The sequence below is a fragment of the Maribacter sp. ACAM166 genome, from assembly GCF_005771495.1.
Taxonomy (GTDB): domain Bacteria; phylum Bacteroidota; class Bacteroidia; order Flavobacteriales; family Flavobacteriaceae; genus Maribacter.
The window spans coordinates 1-17,220 of record NZ_VAUW01000058.1 but is presented as its reverse complement, the minus strand read 5'-3'; the positions used below and the strand labels follow the sequence as shown (position 1 = coordinate 17,220).

The 17,220-nt window shown below is 33.7% G+C and carries 14 protein-coding genes and 3 pseudogenes; 7 read left to right on the top strand and 10 right to left on the bottom strand.

Annotated features, from left to right (window positions below; translation table 11 throughout):
* Nucleotides 1-148: 148 nt before the first annotated feature.
* Nucleotides 149-589, bottom strand: a complete 441-nt coding sequence (locus ES765_RS20315; protein WP_317131444.1) for an IS110 family transposase — start codon at nt 587-589, stop codon at nt 149-151.
* 298 nt (nt 590-887) lie between these two features.
* Between ES765_RS20315 and ES765_RS22480 the strand changes: the two genes are divergently transcribed.
* Together ES765_RS22480 and ES765_RS20305 are read left to right on the top strand one after the other, a co-directional pair.
* Nucleotides 888-1,142, top strand: a complete 255-nt coding sequence (locus ES765_RS22480; protein ID WP_138116197.1) for a DUF6090 family protein — start codon at nt 888-890, stop codon at nt 1,140-1,142.
* A 220-nt stretch (nt 1,143-1,362) separates the two neighbouring features.
* The gene (locus ES765_RS20305; RefSeq protein WP_138116195.1) at nt 1,363-1,644 is read left to right on the top strand and encodes a hypothetical protein; all 282 of its coding nucleotides are present in this window, start codon (nt 1,363-1,365) and stop codon (nt 1,642-1,644) included.
* A gap of 279 nt (nt 1,645-1,923) precedes the next feature.
* On the opposite strand, the pseudogene tnpA reads toward ES765_RS20305, so the two are convergent.
* Nucleotides 1,924-2,361: pseudogene (gene tnpA / locus ES765_RS20300) on the bottom strand (IS200/IS605 family transposase).
* 104 nt (nt 2,362-2,465) lie between these two features.
* Here tnpA and ES765_RS20295 point away from each other — a divergent pair.
* Nucleotides 2,466-2,972: a YybH family protein gene (locus ES765_RS20295; protein WP_138116193.1), complete on the top strand. Its 507-nt coding sequence runs from the start codon at nt 2,466-2,468 to the stop codon at nt 2,970-2,972.
* A 150-nt stretch (nt 2,973-3,122) separates the two neighbouring features.
* On the opposite strand, the pseudogene ES765_RS20290 reads toward ES765_RS20295, so the two are convergent.
* A pseudogene (locus ES765_RS20290) lies at nt 3,123-3,603 on the bottom strand (IS110 family transposase); the annotation flags it as partial.
* Between the two features lie 208 nt (nt 3,604-3,811).
* Here ES765_RS20290 and ES765_RS20285 point away from each other — a divergent pair.
* The 4 genes and pseudogenes from ES765_RS20285 to ES765_RS20270 form a co-directional block, all read left to right on the top strand.
* Complete coding sequence (locus tag ES765_RS20285) at nt 3,812-4,273, top strand: mobile mystery protein A (protein WP_138116191.1); 462 nt, start codon at nt 3,812-3,814, stop codon at nt 4,271-4,273.
* Nucleotides 4,264-4,860 carry a mobile mystery protein B gene (locus tag ES765_RS20280; RefSeq protein WP_138116189.1) on the top strand — a complete coding sequence of 199 codons (597 nt, stop codon included), beginning with the start codon at nt 4,264-4,266 and terminating at the stop codon, nt 4,858-4,860. Before ES765_RS20285 ends, ES765_RS20280 begins: the two co-directional genes overlap by 10 nt.
* 338 nt (nt 4,861-5,198) lie before the next feature.
* Complete coding sequence (locus ES765_RS20275) at nt 5,199-5,729, top strand: lysophospholipid acyltransferase family protein (protein WP_171017389.1); 531 nt, start codon at nt 5,199-5,201, stop codon at nt 5,727-5,729.
* Nucleotides 5,730-6,517: 788 nt separating this feature from the next.
* Nucleotides 6,518-6,811, top strand: a pseudogene (locus ES765_RS20270) (integrase core domain-containing protein); the annotation flags it as partial.
* A 7-nt stretch (nt 6,812-6,818) separates the two neighbouring features.
* Here the strand turns inward: ES765_RS20270 and ES765_RS23050 are convergent.
* From ES765_RS23050 to ES765_RS20235, 7 genes are all read right to left on the bottom strand, one after another.
* A complete protein-coding gene (locus ES765_RS23050; protein WP_138116185.1) occupies nt 6,819-7,115 on the bottom strand; it encodes a DUF3748 domain-containing protein in 297 nt (98 codons plus the stop codon).
* Nucleotides 7,116-7,362: 247 nt separating this feature from the next.
* On the bottom strand, nt 7,363-8,844 hold the full coding sequence (locus ES765_RS20260) for a sodium:solute symporter (RefSeq protein WP_138116183.1): 1,482 nt from the start codon (nt 8,842-8,844) through the stop codon (nt 7,363-7,365).
* 27 nt (nt 8,845-8,871) lie between these two features.
* The gene (locus tag ES765_RS20255; protein WP_138116181.1) at nt 8,872-9,795 is read right to left on the bottom strand and encodes a dihydrodipicolinate synthase family protein; all 924 of its coding nucleotides are present in this window, start codon (nt 9,793-9,795) and stop codon (nt 8,872-8,874) included.
* 14 nt (nt 9,796-9,809) lie between these two features.
* Nucleotides 9,810-10,970, bottom strand: a complete 1,161-nt coding sequence (locus tag ES765_RS20250) for a sialidase family protein (protein WP_212744280.1) — start codon at nt 10,968-10,970, stop codon at nt 9,810-9,812.
* 39 nt (nt 10,971-11,009) lie between these two features.
* Complete coding sequence (locus ES765_RS20245; protein ID WP_138116179.1) at nt 11,010-12,182, bottom strand: exo-alpha-sialidase; 1,173 nt, start codon at nt 12,180-12,182, stop codon at nt 11,010-11,012.
* A 133-nt stretch (nt 12,183-12,315) separates the two neighbouring features.
* Nucleotides 12,316-13,950: a RagB/SusD family nutrient uptake outer membrane protein gene (locus ES765_RS20240; RefSeq protein WP_138116177.1), complete on the bottom strand. Its 1,635-nt coding sequence runs from the start codon at nt 13,948-13,950 to the stop codon at nt 12,316-12,318.
* A gap of 26 nt (nt 13,951-13,976) precedes the next feature.
* Nucleotides 13,977-16,922 carry a SusC/RagA family TonB-linked outer membrane protein gene (locus tag ES765_RS20235; RefSeq protein ID WP_171017388.1) on the bottom strand — a complete coding sequence of 982 codons (2,946 nt, stop codon included), beginning with the start codon at nt 16,920-16,922 and terminating at the stop codon, nt 13,977-13,979.
* Nucleotides 16,923-17,220 lie beyond the last annotated feature (298 nt).

Sequence of the window (17,220 nt, the reverse complement as noted above, 5' to 3'; positions counted from 1 at the left end):
ATAACTTCAACCACCCACATAAATCTTTAGGTAATAAATCACCTAAAGAGTGTATGCCCAGGTTTGATGAAGAATTTAAATTCTTCATCAAACCTGACCTAAATAATAATTATTTATCGAATTTAGAGGTGTCCTAAGACGGGGAAGCCTACACATGCATCTTGTTCTTGGTTGCCGTTCGTTTCTTTAAGTAACTATCCAACAATCTAAATAGCTGTAAACATTCACTCTGAACATCGGTAAGAGCTGTGTAAAGAGGAACTTCATTTATTACAGCATATTCACATATGGCATTGGCATCGCTCTTGTCGGTCTTTACCTTGGCCAATTTCATCTGTATAAAACGCTTTACGGATAAGGGATTCACAACCGATACCGTAATCCCATTTTTGTAAAGAAATTGTGCAAGACGATAATGATAATAACCCGTAGCTTCCATAACAACCAATGAATTATCAGGTAACTCTTTAAAGAACTTCCGAAACCCGGATTCATCATTTTTATACTGGTCGTGTCCTACGGTACTACCATGTACATCAAAGACATCTTTACTGATGTCGACTCCGAAAGTTTCGTTATATTTATTCATAAATACTATTTTATGAAAGAACCAGCTACTTCTGCTCACAACAACTTGAAAACGAGATCTAAAGTCTCACAGAACTGAACGTGATGTAAGTAGTAAAAGAGAGAGGATTATCAATGTTGTCGAAGTCTAGATCTTCACCGTATATAGTAACCTTAATTCTCTCTTTTGTTCTTTCTGATTTATATCCTAAAAGTTAGGGAATCAAACTTAAGATGTATATAAAATCATAGCACCCCGCGGGATGCTACGCTTCAAGATATACCAACCGTTGTGCTTCATTACCAGAAACCGCTAACCAATGATAAAATTCTTTAGAAAAATTAGACAAAAAACTCTGACTGAAAATAAGTTCGGAAAATATCTGACTTATGCAATCGGAGAAATAATTCTTGTGGTTATCGGAATTTTTCTAGCCATTCAGCTCAACAATTTAAACGAAAACAGAAAAGAAGTGGATAAGGAAGTGTCTTTTCTTTTAAGACTAAAGGATGATTTCAACTCTGATATTACTGATTTAAGCCGAGAAGATTCTCTAGCGTCAATCTCGTTCTGAAAAGGGACTTGAAATATTCTATAAGGCAAAAACAGTTCAGGATATTATTACTGCTGATTCGTTATTTAGACTTACTTGGTCTAATATAAAAGTAAACAGAAAGACCTATGATGAAATGCTCAACACCAGTGGTATTTATATTATAAAAAACAAGAAATTACGGAATCATCTAACTGATTATTATTACTTAATTGAAACCTTTTAACAGTTTATAAGAGAGATGAATAGTGATTCGCAACGGCTGATTCAAAACCAAAATTTAAATTCCCATACTTTTTTGGTTAGAGAAAATGGCAAACAATGGTTCGATATTAAGAAAATTGACACTACTTGGATTGGTGATTTCAATGCGCCTACCACTTTAGCATTATATAGATTTTTTAATCACGCTCAAGGAGCTCTCAATGTCAGTCGGCAGGGAATGCTTAAAGCCATAATAGAAAATAGTAATCTATTGGTAGATGACATTGAGAAAGAATTAAAGAGTAAAAATTATAATTAATAAATAACGAAAGCACAACCGTTTATAATTTATTGCTAGTATTGCTTTTTTACGAAAATTCTCGCAGACTTTAAATCTCTGTTTTTTTACTAAATTTAGTGCTTAAAACACGCTACTAATCATACACAAAACCGTTGGCTGTAATGTATAACAACCATAGAAACAAACTTAATAATTAATAACAGGACGCTGAAAACTGAATAGAGTAAGCGAAAAAATGAACCACTATGGACTTAAAGGTCCATAGTTTCGGGCCCGTGAATTAAATTCACCCAATGGTTATTGCTCTAGTATGAAATTACTGCTTTGGCCATCGTCAGGTCTTCGATGGTGCTCCAAATACTCGTTCACCATTTCATCCGTTATATTTCCCGTGCTCCAGCATCCATATCCGATGCCCCACAAATGCCGTCCCCAATATTTCTGCTTCAATGCCGGAAACTCTTGCTGAAGTTTCCTTGAACTCCTCCCTTTTAGTTTCTTTACCATATAGCTCACACTTTGCGAAGGACGATATTCATTATGCATGTGGACATGATCCTTGGAAACCAACCCCTTCAATATCCAAATATCCTCGGCATCACAGATCTGCATCAAAAGGGAACGGCAACGGACCTGGATATCCCCTTTCAGAACATGATATCGATATTTAGTGCTCTAGACTATATGGACTGTCAACCTGGAAACGGTATGCCCATTTGATCTTTGTTCGGTCATAGAACAAAAGTAAAGGTTTTTAGAAACTAAAGCGAAATGCACTCAAGTGCATAGTTTTAACTATTTTTGAGACCAATAAATATAAAAAATCAAACCAAAAAAAAATGAAGAACCTTATTAAACATCTCAATCGAATCCAAGTACTGTCATCAATTATTTTCTTATTATTTATTTTAACGAGCTGTAATGATTCAGACAATTCTAAAGTAAAAGAAAACAAAGAAATCAAGACAGCTTTTAATTTGGAGAAAGAACAAAAAGAATTACAAAAAACAATTATTGGGTTTAAATCAGCTTTGGCTAAAAAAGATGCAAAAGCTGCTGCCAATTATTATACTGTAGACGCTGTTTTTATGCCAAATAATGCTCCGATTATTACTGGACGAGATAACATTGAAAAAGCTCTGGCTGGATTTATTGAAGGCGGTTTTACAGAACTAAACGTAGAATCAACCTGGATAGAAGGTTGTGGCGAATATTTATTAGATACTGAAAAGTGGACATTAAGTAATGGAGAAATTACACTAATAGGAAAATCTTTAGTAATTTGGAAAAAGGAGGATGGAATTTGGAAAATGCATAAGGATATGATAAATACGGATACTCCATAACCAAAACAAGTTGAAAAGAATAAGTACTACAGCCAACAAAGAACTAAGGTAAAAAACAACCCTTTTCTTCATTAATTTTGAGACACTATTATCTTAGCTCAGAGATTCAATTTATTGATTCTTTGAGTTTTTTAATGTTTATTTTTCTAATTATCCAGGCAACACAGAAACGTAAGTTTCGTCATAAGGCCTGCCAGATTTTGCGATAGCAAAACATTGCTTGATTAGCTTATTTGCAACCGCAATCAATGCTAACTTTTTACTTTTACCCTTATTGACTATTCTCTCGTAAATTTCCCGACACGCCTTGTTGTACTTGCAGGCATTAAAAGAACATAAAAATAATAGGTTACGCAGCTTTCTGTTACCAATCTTGCTAATTCTACTACGGCCTCGAACACTACTGCCGGATTCCCGTATCGTTGGAGTAATGCCAACGTAACTATATAGTTGAGATGCTGTTTCGAACTTCTTAAAACCATCCGTGCAAACAATCAAAAAAAAGAGCCGTTCTGATTCCGATACCAGGGATACTAGTTAGCAAGGTCAGCTGATGTTGCTAATCTTGTTTTACCAAAGAAAGAAGCTTCTCTTCAGTACCTTTTATCTCTTTGTCCAAATGCTTTCGATTATATCTTAAAGTTACTTATTTTAATAAAAAGCCAACTTAAGTTATACATAAACGTTAGCATTAATTTAAAACACAAACTTACTAATACATATTTGTATGATTTAATTCTTGCATTCATACATATAAGTATTCTTTTATTTATGTTTTTTATATTTATTTGTATACTTTTGGTTTTTATTGCATACTTATATGTATAAAAAATTAACAAATGAGAAACAAAAAAAAACTACTCATAGAACAATTGGACCAAAAATTGGTAAATTTTAAAGATGCAGGAATGGTCCTGGTCCCACAAAAAGGATGGGTAAATACTATTAGAACTACTCTTAATATGACAAGGGACCAATTAGGGACCAAACTTAACTTAACTAAAGGAGCTATACAAAAAATCGAAGAACGCGAAGCTACAGGTCAGATAACCATCAATAAATTAAAAGATGTTGGCAATGCTTTGAATATGAAATTCATCTATGGTTTTATTCCGAAAGATGGGACCATTGAAAGCTTAGTAAACTTAAAGGCTGAAAAGCTGGCCCGAAAAATAGTTTTAAGAACTAACCAAAATATGAAATTAGAGGACCAAGGAATTGGAGATGAAAAAATAGATAAAACCATAAAGGAACTAGCTAGTGAAATAAAACGAGAGATGAAAAAATCATTATGGGATTAGAATTCGATTATAAAGATGGACAAACACCTTTAGACGAAGAAGAAAAGGAAGGTCTTAAAATAAAGTCTATTACTACTCAAAGAGAACTAGATGAATTTGAGCAATTGAACATTGAAAAAGCAGTCGAATGGACTATTCATAGAAAATTCAAACTTGAAAAAATTTTAACTGAAAAGTTTGTAAAAGACTTGCATCAAAAAATGTATGGTGATGTATGGAAATGGGCAGGCGATTTTAGAAAGACTGAAAAGAACATTGGAATTCCGTGGACACAAATTGGAATTGAATTAAAAAATTTACTGGACGACACTAAGTATTGGATAGAAAACAAAATTTTTCCGCCTGAAGAAATAGCTGTAAGATTTAAACATCGCATAGTATCCATTCATTGCTTTCCAAATGGAAATGGAAGACACTCTAGAATGATGGCTGACATAATTATGGAATCAATATTTGGGAATGAAATATTTTCTTGGCATCAATCAAATATGGTTAAAGCTAACGAAACAAGAAATACATATATAAAAGCTTTAAGAGAAGCTGATAAAGGAAATTTTAAACAGTTAATTGAATTTGCAAAAAACTAATGCCGTATATAGTTTATTGCTTGCTTCTCGCCTACTTATGAAAATCCTCGCGGATTTTCTATCCAGTAATTATTTATTAAATTAGGTACTTAAAACACGCAACAAACCATATACAACAACGTTAGCGATAATTAAATAAAGGTTAGGGCATAAGAATGAGAATACTTACGATAACATGGTATATATTGAAACTAATTATATACTGCTTTCTTGGATTTTTCTATTTCCTAGTCGCTGGGTTTATAAGATTTTTCGACCTCTGGAAAGCAATAAGTATATTTCAACGCTATCTCTATCTATACTTCAAACTATTTGGACTTAATATTTATTTTGAATTTATGGAAGAGAAAACTAAAACTGCGAGTAATACAGTATTTGTACTTCTCAATCAGAGCAGTTTTTTAGATTCAATGATTGCTCCCCTTCTTCCTGTGCATAAAACAAGAGGTATTATTAATGTTGAATTTGCAATATACCCTGTATTGGGTTGGTTTTTGGCTATTTGCAATTTTGTGATTATCCGACAATGGTCAACTCAGGCCAAAAGAATTTTGAATCGAACCGATAAATTTTTAAAGTCTGGGGGTAATATGATTATATCCATAGAGGGTAAACGCTCTAAAGATGGTAAATTGAATGAGTATAAAAAAGGACCTGTGGTTATGGCTATTAATAGTCAATCAGATATTGTTCCGTTCATCATCGAAGGAGCCTATGAATCATTGCCGTATAAATCGCTATATACTCAACCTGGAAATATTAAAATCAAGCTATTGAATCCAATTTCAACTATCGGAATGACCTATAATAATCGAAATGAATTAAATAATTTACTAAAATCAATAGCTCATGAAAATGGTCTAAAATAATCGCTAACAAAGATGTACATAAAAAAAATAGGCGAAATAGTAGTAAATCCAAGGCTTTTGGCTCGTATCAAACTTTGTGCTTAACCGAAAGTTTAGTGCTTCGTAATCGCCTACTTTTCATATACTAACCGTTGCCAAATATTTTGACCCGTCCTGAAATATGTATACAAAAAATCAAATGTATATGTATAAAAATAGATTGTTAACTAGGTGAATGCATAGGCCTTAAAAGGCCGCATTTCGTCCATGCAAATCAAAAATTATTGTAAATTGCAATTAATTTATTAATCATAATAGTGAACACGAAACTGAACACGTTTTGGAACACGATTTTTATAATATAGCATCCCGCAAAGGCCATTTTTAGGCATTTTGTGATTTGAGAGGTGAATTCATAACCCGGAGGTCGCGGGATCGTGCCCCGCTCTCGCTACATAGGTTTAAGCCAACAAAATCAACGGTTTGTGTACGCACAAACCGTTTTTTTATGTCCTTTATTTCCATACTTTTACCTACCGTATACGATACAGTATACGGTTTGAACATGAAATTGAACTAAACTATATTCAGAGCCCAAATTCTACACTGGTGGAGTCAAATTAAATGGTTGGTCAAAGCTTTCCAGCAAGCAACAAAAGGATGCTCTTGCCAAAGATTGGTATGTTTATTTTTCATACCGAAATCCCAAAACGAAAAAACTCGTAAGACAAACGCCCATTAAAGGTGGCGTAAACCGTTTTAAGACCAAACGTGAACGTCTAATGTTCATGAAGATTATTAAAAGGTCTCAATATGCTAGTTATAAATTTACCAATATTCTAAAAAGCTATAATGGATTGGTAAAACAAAGTATGAGCAGAAAAGGTAACTGTTGGGAAAATGCTGTAGCTGAATCATTCTTTAAGAGTTTGAAAGTAGAATGGGTATATAAACATAATTACAGCCTTAGATCCGAAGCAGAGCTATCTATTTTTCAATGGATAGAAACATGGTATAATAGACGAAGAATGCACTCTACATTGGGGTATAAAACCATAGAAGAATTTGAAAACGAAATGTACAATCAACAAATAGCAGCATGACTCCTATCTAATTGTCCACTTTTTTGTTGCAAGTCCACCTCGAAGAGCGCCTTGAGTAAAAGGCAGTGTTACATCTCTTGCATCCAAAAATAATGGTTTTTGGGGGTGAATCAATTTTAACACTAACACCTGTTCTCCTAGAAAATGAATAAGGAATTAATTCATTACAATTTTGAAGGCCGTGAATGAACAACACCTGATTTCTCTTAGGATTAAAGGTGACAGCACCAACTCCGGGTCCAAATTCTGTTTGACTTATAGTATTATATAATTGAACGGTTGTCTTTGTATTTATATTTACCATTTCAATTCTTCCTGTTATGCCAATTTGAGTGTCGTCATTTCTTATATCATAAACAATCCAATATTGTCAGGTGAAAAAGAATTACTAGTATGTAAAAAATGTCCATACTTTTCAGTGGTTAGCTGAACCTCTTTCAAATTGGAAAATAATTCAATTCCTTTCATCTTATGGTTAGTTTTACAATTAACAAATAGTAAGCATACACAAGAAAACAATAGAGAATACTTAACACTCATATTCACTGTTGTTATTTCTCCAAATCTTGTTTCTTTGAAGAAAATAAGGAAATCAAAAATCCAATTAGAAATATCACAATTGTACCAAATACGATAGTCAAATAGGTATGAAAAGAATTACCTATTGAGTTATCCCCGAATAAAATACCCGAAAGACTCAGCCATAGAATTAATAAAATACCAGCTATTGTCCCTACAATTGCACCAATAACATTTTTATTTTTTGATATTATTCCCAGAAGAAATAAGCCTAACATTCCTCCACTAAAAATAGAAGCTAAGCTCCACCAAGCATCCAACGCACTTTTTACATTTATCATAGCAATAGCAATAGCAATTCCAAGAATACTTATTACTGCAGATGAAATGTAAAGTACCTTCATTCCTTCTTTATCCGATGCGTTTTTCTTAAAATACTTATTGTAATAATCCGTCAAAAATACAGTTGCTGAACTATTAAAACTCGTAGATATTGTACTCATACCCGCAGCAAAAATAGAAGCTACCAATAAACCGCTTAACCCTGGTGGCAAAGCATTAACAATAAAATAAGGAAAAACTCTATCACTTTTGGTTACATCTTGTAATTCTAATGGCAAGCTATCAGCAGCATTATAATAAGCAAATAGTGCAGTGCCAATAAAAAGAAAAAGTGCTGACACAGGAACATATATAAGACCTCCAATTAAGGCAGAACGCTGAGCTGCCTTTTCAGATTTAGAAGCCATGTAACGTTGTACATAATTTTGATCGATTCCATAATTCTGAAGATTTATAAATATACCATATACTAACACAACCCAAAAGGTAGAGTCAGTCAAGTCTAGGTCAAAACTTCCAAGTCCAAACTTTTCATTGGAAAATGCAATGTCTATAACTTGTCCTGGACCTTCAGGCATATTAAAGAGAATGTAACCTACACATACAACTGCACCAGCAATTAAAATAATACCTTGAATTGCATCGGTCCACAATACCGCAGTTATTCCACCTAACATGGAATATATCGCAACTACAACACCCGTTAAAATGATAATAGTAATAATGTCCCATCCTACAATTGCATTTAAGGTAAGTGCTAAAAGATACAGGATGGTACCAATTCTCATTAACTGAGTTAAAAGATAACACAATGATACATATATACGTGCCCAAGGGCCAAAGCGTAATTCCATATAAGTATAAGCAGAAGGGCTATTAATTTTCCTGTATAATGGAACAAAATACTTCACTGCAATAAAAGAAGCAATAGGTAATGAGAGACTAAAGGCGAAGGCATTCCAATTAGAAAGAAATGCACTTCCAGGTAATGCCAAATAGCTAATACTACTAACAAAGGTTGCAAATATTGACATTGTAACCACCCAACCTGGAATGTCATTGTTACCTACCGTATAAGAAGTTGAGGTTCTATTCTTTTTAAAGAAAGAACCTCCGAATGCGGCTATACCTATTATATACGCCAAAAAAACAACAATATCTATGGTATTCATTATGGTTTGGTTTTATCTAGAAAATCTCTAATTAAGAGATAGGTGCTTTAAATGAGATTGAATACCCTCTAGATTACTAGATATTTGAGCCATTTCTTTATCTAAAAATGGTCTTAGAGGTGATGCCAAATAATTGTTACAAATTCCTAAAAGTGATGCAGCTCCTTTTATACCCTTCAAGTAACTGGAATTATATGAACCAACTGTATATAATAAAGTTGCAATTTCTAAAATCTGTTTTTGTAATACTTTTATTGTTTCGAAATCGTGCGCTATTGCCGCTTCATACATTTTTACATAAAGTTTGGGAAATAAATTAGCTCCCCCGGTTACGCCACCATTACCCCCCATCAATACTGTTTCGGCCATAATTTCTTCTGGGCCTACAAAAAGTGCAAAATCATCTCTATCAATAGAATATTTTAAAGCTTGAAAGTAAACGGTATTCGCTGAACTATCTTTTAACCCTATAATGTTTGGATGTTTAGACAATCTGACCGCGGTCTCAACGGACATTGAGATTTTTGTCATTGAGGGCATATTATATAAAAATAACGGAAGCTTTAAACGATCTGCTAAATCCCAATAATATTCGAATAATTCCTCTTGACCCAGGTTAAAATAATAAGGTGGTGTGGCAACTACAGCTGCGGCTCCTGTTTCATAGGCCAGCGTAGCCAAATTAAGGCTTTCTTCTATAGAAGTATCTGAAATACCTACTAGTAATGGTATTCTTTTTTTTATATGTAATGCTGTTTGTTCAATTAAGTCTCTCCTTGCTTGATAACTTAAACTAATAGATTCTCCTGTAGTACCAAGAATAAATATGCCATGGACGCCTCCATCAATCAAATGATTAACTATTTTTTTAACACCATCAAAATCTAATTGAGAATTAGATAACAAGGGTGTTATCATTGGCGGAATAACTCCTTTAAATTGTTGTCTCATTGCTTATTTTTTAGTTATAACTTACTTGGATCTACTACAATATGTTTAACAGATTGTCTTAAATATGTATATGTAATATGAACTAGACCATCTGAGCTTTGAATAATTGCCGGATATGAATAACCCGCTTGGGCAGGTTTTGTTTCAAAGGTCAATACAGGTGTCCAATTAAGACCATCATCCGATACAGCCAAATTCAACATATTTCTATTGTTAGGCTCTTCACCTTTTTTAGTAGTATGATTATATATCAATAACTGTCGACCATCTTCTAAGGTTACTGCATCTGTACCAGAATTTGGATTAGGGAGACTTGTAGCAGTCATCTTGCTCCAGGTTTTACCATTATCTTCTGACCAACTCTGAGCAATCACATCTTGCATGGTTCTACATAGAACCTGTAATCTACCATCAGGATACGTTAGTATACTAGGCTGGATGGCATCAAATTCTTTTCCATCATTTATTGGACCTACAACTTCCCATGTTTTTCCATTATCCTTAGAAATTTCAAAATACACCATCCAATCCACATCATCTTTTCCAATTTCATATTCTATACTTGTTGGACTAATAATTGTACCATCAGCTAGTTGAATTGGTTTATTCTTGATTGGCCCCAGTAAATGACCGATTTTTTCATCAGAACCCATTTTAGTAGGCTTTGACCAAGTTTTCCCACCATCATTTGAGGTTATTAACATTCCCCACCATGTTCTTGGATCTGGCCCAACTTTATAAAATAGTAATAGCGGACCTTCTTTAGGCTGAAACAGTACAGGATTCCAAGTTGGATAGCGGAGTGAATCATTTTCAACCCCATTTACAACCTCAATAGGCCTAGTCCATTCTCCATCTACCAACCTAGAAACTCTAATTCCTACATCTGGGTTTCTTTCCTCTGTTCCTGCAAAAAATGCGCTTACGAGACCATATTTTGTCTCTACAATCGTAGAGGCATGACATTCGGGAGTAGGTTTGTCATCCAAAGGATAAATAAGTTTTCCGGAAATATATGCTCCTTCTCCTGGCTGGGATAATGGAGGTATGTTAAAATTTCCAGTAATATCATTAGTTTCTTCGACTATTGACTTTGCAGTTTTTTGCTCAGTTTTTTCCTTACACGAGAAAATTAACATAGAGCTTATTGCAAGGGTATAAATAATTCGATTCATAATATTTTCTTGTTTACACTATAATTTATAAGCTAATTATCAATTAGATTTTGGTGGATCAAAAATTGTTGCAGCGATAAATCTAAAAGGCTTTTCAACAAGATCCAAAGCATGGTTCCAATAGTAAACCATAACAATCTTTCCATCAGCTCTCTGTGTAATTTTTGGATATCCAACATCACGATTGGCACCATCGCCACTGCGTAAAGTTATTTCATCGTTCCAACTATTGCCGTTATCATCACTAATCCTCACATGTACACGAGATCCATTTTCACTTCTATAGATATATCCTAACGCCAATCTTCCATCTTTCAACTTGACTAAAGCTGGTGGAGATCCCGCACTTCCCGTATAAGGAGCAGGATCTGCTAATCTTGTCCAACTCTTACCGTTATCAGTAGATCTGTAGCTAGATATTAAATCTAATTTGTCTTCTGTACGTGTTCTTATGGTAGTTAATAACTCTGTATCAGATAGTCTTAATGACGACGGCATAATATCAAAACCTCCATGCTCTGGTGTAATCCAAGATTCCAAGGACCATGTTAATCCTCCGTCTATAGTCCTTACCAAGGCTACTCTTCCTTCTTTTCTATTAGACTTCGCGGTGGTAACAAAAACAGTCATTGATTGTTTTCCATCTACAATGTAATCTGTTCTGTTTGCAATGCCAGTAATTCCCAAATCAGGAAATATAAATGCCCCTTCCCATGAATTACCTTTATTGTTAGAAAAATAAAAATGAGTAGGGCCATCATCGTTATTATGTCTTAAAAAAGTTAATAAAAATCCGGGATCAGTAAAATCTTTTATTGGGTTTAACATCTCTGCAGGTTCAATTGCTTCATCGGTAATTCCATAATTATCATAACCCAATCCTTTTTGACCTATTTCAAAAGCATCTGTAATTTTCCAGGAAATTCCTCCATCAAGACTACGGGCATATTTGTTCCTTGAAGTAGATATATCGTAGGTATGCAATCCTCGTCTCGCTTCATTATAGTCCGCTTGAACAAAACCTATTAGAATTTCATCTCCCCAAGTCCAAATACCATGATTTGCAGGCCAAGCGGCATACTTACCATCTTCAGCGTAAACAATGTGATGTTCTATATTCATACCATCAGTTTGAGCATTAGAAAATTTCGATTGAAACATCATAATACCAATCAAATAAAAAATGATTTTATTTCTATAATTATTAATCATACTATTCACATTTAATTTTTAAATACTGTGTTTATAACTTTGTAAATAAATAGCTATAACCTTTACTAATTCGCCTAGTATTAGTGTTTATCTATATTAAGATTTGAACAAATATTTTTCAATTCTAGAATAATTAGTAACCTGGATTTTGTTCCAATTCAGCTCCAAAATTTGCATCAATTGCAGATTGTGGTATAGGCCATAATCCGTGATAATCCTGAATCGTACTTCTCCATTCTTCGACAAGTCCAAATTCTTTTACTCGTTCTACCAAGACTCCCATTCTAATCAACGTTTTTCTTCTTCTTTCTTCGTACATTAATTCTCTAGCTCGTTCATCTAAAATATAATCTATTGAAACCTCATTCGCATTAATCAAAGTTGCATTCGCTCTTTGTCTTAACATATTAATATCGTCGGCTGCCTTTTGATTTTCACTATTTAAAAAATATGCTTCTGATCTCAACAAATGGGTTTCGGCTAATCGATAAACATAAACATCCTCTTCTGTCCGTCCATTATTATTCCTTCCTTCCCATGGTGTTCCCTCAATTTTTCTAGGGTATGGATATAAAATACGAAGTGAATCTTCAGCAACAGTTATAGGCAATACGGGCTGACCGAAATAAGCTGATTCTGGATTATTGTAAAAAAATTCACGTCTAAAATTATATTCAGAATTTCTAATATCGTTCGGCTCTCCTTTCCAAATATCATACAATGCATAATTGGTGCCTCTTACTCGACCTACACCTCTATTTGTTTCATCGGTGGGAATAATAGAAACACCATCAGGGTCTTTAAATTTATTTAAGAATGGACCCATGTTACGTACAGTTCTGTTTCCATCCGAAGAACCACCACCACCTTCAGTAAATGATTCAAATTGCCAAACGTAAATTGATTCCCTGTTGCCTGAACTTCTATTAATATTACTGGTTGTAAATAAATCTGAATAAACGTCACCAGGGTTTCCAGCACTTACCCCAAAACGCTCTGTCATTAATTCATAAAGACCTGATTCAATAACATCTGTAGCACTGTCAATTGCATTTTGATATTGGTTAAGACCTAAATAAACTTCTGTCAATAGATGATCTGCCGCAGCCTTTACAATTCTACCCTCTTCACCAGAACCTACCATTTCTGGGAGCCATTGAGAAGCAAAGACCAAATCATTTTTCGCAAATTCGTATACCGCTTCTCTGCTAGATCGAACATAATCAAACTTAGGAGAACTTTCTATATTCTCAACGATGGGTACCCCTCCGTAAAGATTTGCAAGAAAATTATAAGTATAAGCTCTGTAAAATTTAGCTTCTGCAATTACTGCATTTTTTTCAGCTTCATTTTGCCAAATATCATCTAGCTCTGGTTTACTGGCATAGGTAATAATAGTATTGGCTTGTGCTATCATTTTGGTATAGGCCCAATTCCAATTTTCTTCAACTTCTGGTGTCACCGGAGTCAAATATGAAACCCAATTACGATAAGTGAAATACTCCGCTCCTGCATCTTCACCTACATCAGTACCTGGAAAATTAGTGATAAAATAAAGATTATCTCCCTGAGATTGCTCTTCCCTAGCATTGAATGTCAAACCAATTAGATAAGATTCAAAACCATCTTTGGAACTTAATACTGCCTCATCGTTCAACGAAGACAATGGTCTTTCATTTAAAAGATCTTCCTCGTCACAAGAAATGAAAATTGTTAGTGTAAGAACCAGTATGATTCTTAAATTTGAAATTTTTATATAAGTTGTCATAATTTCTTTTTTTAAGTCTATACTATTTAAAATCCCATATTAACTCCAAGGGAAACTGTTCTTGGCATTGGAAAAATATTACTATCTCCTTGATTGCTATAAGAATTGACAGCATTTTCAGGATCTGAGCCCAACCAATCTGTAATTGTATATAAATTCTTAACGCTAATAGAAAATCTTAAACTTGACATGTGCAACTTATCAATCATTTCCTGATTAAATTCATAACCTAAAGCTACATCTCTAATTCTGAAAAAATCACGACTTTGATACCAGTTCGTATTTAAGGGATTACTATATGTTAACCCAGCTCTGGTGTTCGACTGGTTCTCAGGGGTCCACCATCCTGCATCTAATTGACTTAAACTTCTGTCAGGTACTAATGGATTTATTAAATTGAATGGTGCTTCCCAACCTAGAAGAGAATTTACAAAAATTGAAAGAGATAAATTGCCGTAATTAAAAGTATTACGAAGTCCTATGTTGTATTCTGGATTATTCCCAGAACCTACTACGGTCCTATCTGCTGCGGTTATTTGTCCATCTCCATCTAAATCCTTAACCCTTACAAAACCAGGCTCTGAACCTTCTGGGATATCTGTATCTCCAACTTGATAAATACCATCAAAAGCATAATCGTAGAATGAATTTATAGGCTTATCAATAAACCAGCTGTTAGCAATACTGTCATCTTCCTTTCCATCATTATCTAAATCCGTATCAAACAAGCTTACAATTTTATTTTTATTGTATGAAAAGTTCAAATTACTTGTCCATTCAAATTTATCAGTCTTAACATTTACCGTATTTAATAAAATTTCGATTCCCTTATTATTAGTCTCTCCGATATTTGTTAATATACTTGAATAACCACCTGTTACGGGAATACTTCTTCTCACCAGTAAATCTTCTGTTTTACTATTATAATATTCAACAGTGCCACCTATACGCCCATTTAGCATATTAAAATCTAAAGCAGCATTTGCTGTATATGTCGTTTCCCATTTTAAGTTATTGTTACCTAATGAAGACGTTACCACGCCTTGGCTGCTATTACCACCATCGCCGAATACATATCTTTCAGTATCAGAAAGGCTTAATGACTGGTATGGTAATATCGCTTGGTTACCAACGGCTCCATATGACAATCTCAGTTTTAATAGATTTATAGTAGAGTTGTCTTGAAAAAAGGGCTCATCAGAAATAATCCAAGCAAATGCCCCAGAAGGGAAAGTGGCATATTTATTATTAGATGAGAATACTGAACTACCATCTCTTCTAGCAGTTAATGTAAATAAATATCGATTCTTGAATTGATAATTTAAACGGCCCATATACGAAACACCTTCTGTATTCTGGGCAAATGAAGAATTCTTAATTATCGTACCTAAACCTAAATTATTAACTCCCAACCCATCAATACTAAGTTGGTCTGCTCCTGCTGTCGTTGATTCATATTCGGTATGATTTCTACTATATAACAGGGTAACATCAAAGGAATGATCTTCACCAACATCTTTTTTATAGGTAACAAAATTCTCAAATAACCAATCGTAGTCGTTTCTATTTAGTTTTACGGCGCTTGTATTATTAAAATCAACATTTGGGTCCTTTCTGATATAATTGTATTCATGGTTCCATCGTATGTTCGGAGAAAAATTAAGTCTATATGATATATCTCCCCCTAAGAAATTTGTATTCAATTCAGTATAAAAATTACTAAATAAATTATTTGAAATATCCTCATTATCGGTTAAGCTAGGCTCCCATAAAGGATTAGTGGCCGCTTGTTCAGATGGTACTGGAAATTGTGTAGGTGAACCATCTTCATTAAAAAATATACCTAAAGGACTACTTCTATATGCATTTCTAATAGATGCTTCTTCACCAGAAAGATCTCTTCTTGTAAATAAAGTGTTAACGCCTGCCTTTATCCAATTAGTTAGTTTAATATCAACATTAGCTCTAAATGTAGAACGCTTTTCACGATCATTAAAAATTAAACCCTTATTATCACTAAATGATGAAGAGAGATAATAATTAACATTCTCTGATCTACCAGATATATTTAAATCGACAGAATTAATAGAGCCTTGTTGACTTATCAGATCCCATAAATTAGTAGTTCTTCCATTTAAATAATTTTCAGATTCAGTAGATGTTAAATAGTCTGCTATATTACTTGGATTAGCCTCTTGACCCGTTGCTCTTCTATAATCAAGCCTTCTTTCTACATATCGTTCAGGACTTAATAGTTTAATTTCATTCCCTGATTCAGAAAGTCCACTAAACAAGTTAACATTTACTTTTGGTTTTGATGTAGTTCCTTTTTTAGAAGTAACTAATATGACCCCATTTGCAGCACGAGAACCATAAATTGCAGCAGAACTAGCATCTTTAAGAATATCTATTGTCGCTATATCTTGAGGGTTTATGTCATTTAAACTCCCATTAAAAATAATTCCATCTAAAACAACTAATGGATTATTATCACCACTTAATGAATTTTGCCCCCTAATTAAGATATTACCAGACTGACCAGGTCTACCATCACCTACAAACTGAACCCCTGCAACAGTGCTTAACGATTGAGAAACATTTGTATTAGGCAGGTTTTTATTGGCCTTATCTAAATCTACAGAGGCAATTGCACCTGTAATATTTCTTTTACTTTGCGTTCCATACCCAACAACTACAACTTCATCTAATTTACTAACATCTTCAACTAAAGTGACGTTAACGGTAAGTTCATCTCCAACAACAATTTCTTGTGATTTAAAACCAATATAACTGAATAATAAGGTTACGTTATTTGATGGCGCCTCAATAGTGTAGTTTCCATCAAAATCTGTCATTGCACCAATATTTTCATTTTTCACAGTCACATTAACACCGGGTAGCCCTATTGGACTATCGCTACTGTCTACCTTACCTGAGATTGTAACTTGTGCAGAAACACAAACACTTGTCATAAAACAAATTATTACTAGACAATGCCGCATACTAAAAAGTTTTTTTTTAGATCGAGATTTTTGATAATTTTCATACATGTCGATTAATTTAATTGGTTAATACTATAAGTTTAAAATATAAGCTTAAAGGTTTAAGCTTATAAAAAAATAAAAAAGCAGAATACATTCTTAGCTGAGTTCAACCCATAAGTGCAACACACTTATTTTTTAGGACTTCAATTGGGTTATTATAATTAAACTTTCTAATAGGTCTGTAATTTAATAATCTTTCTACTTCCTTTATTCTTTTTTCAGTAAT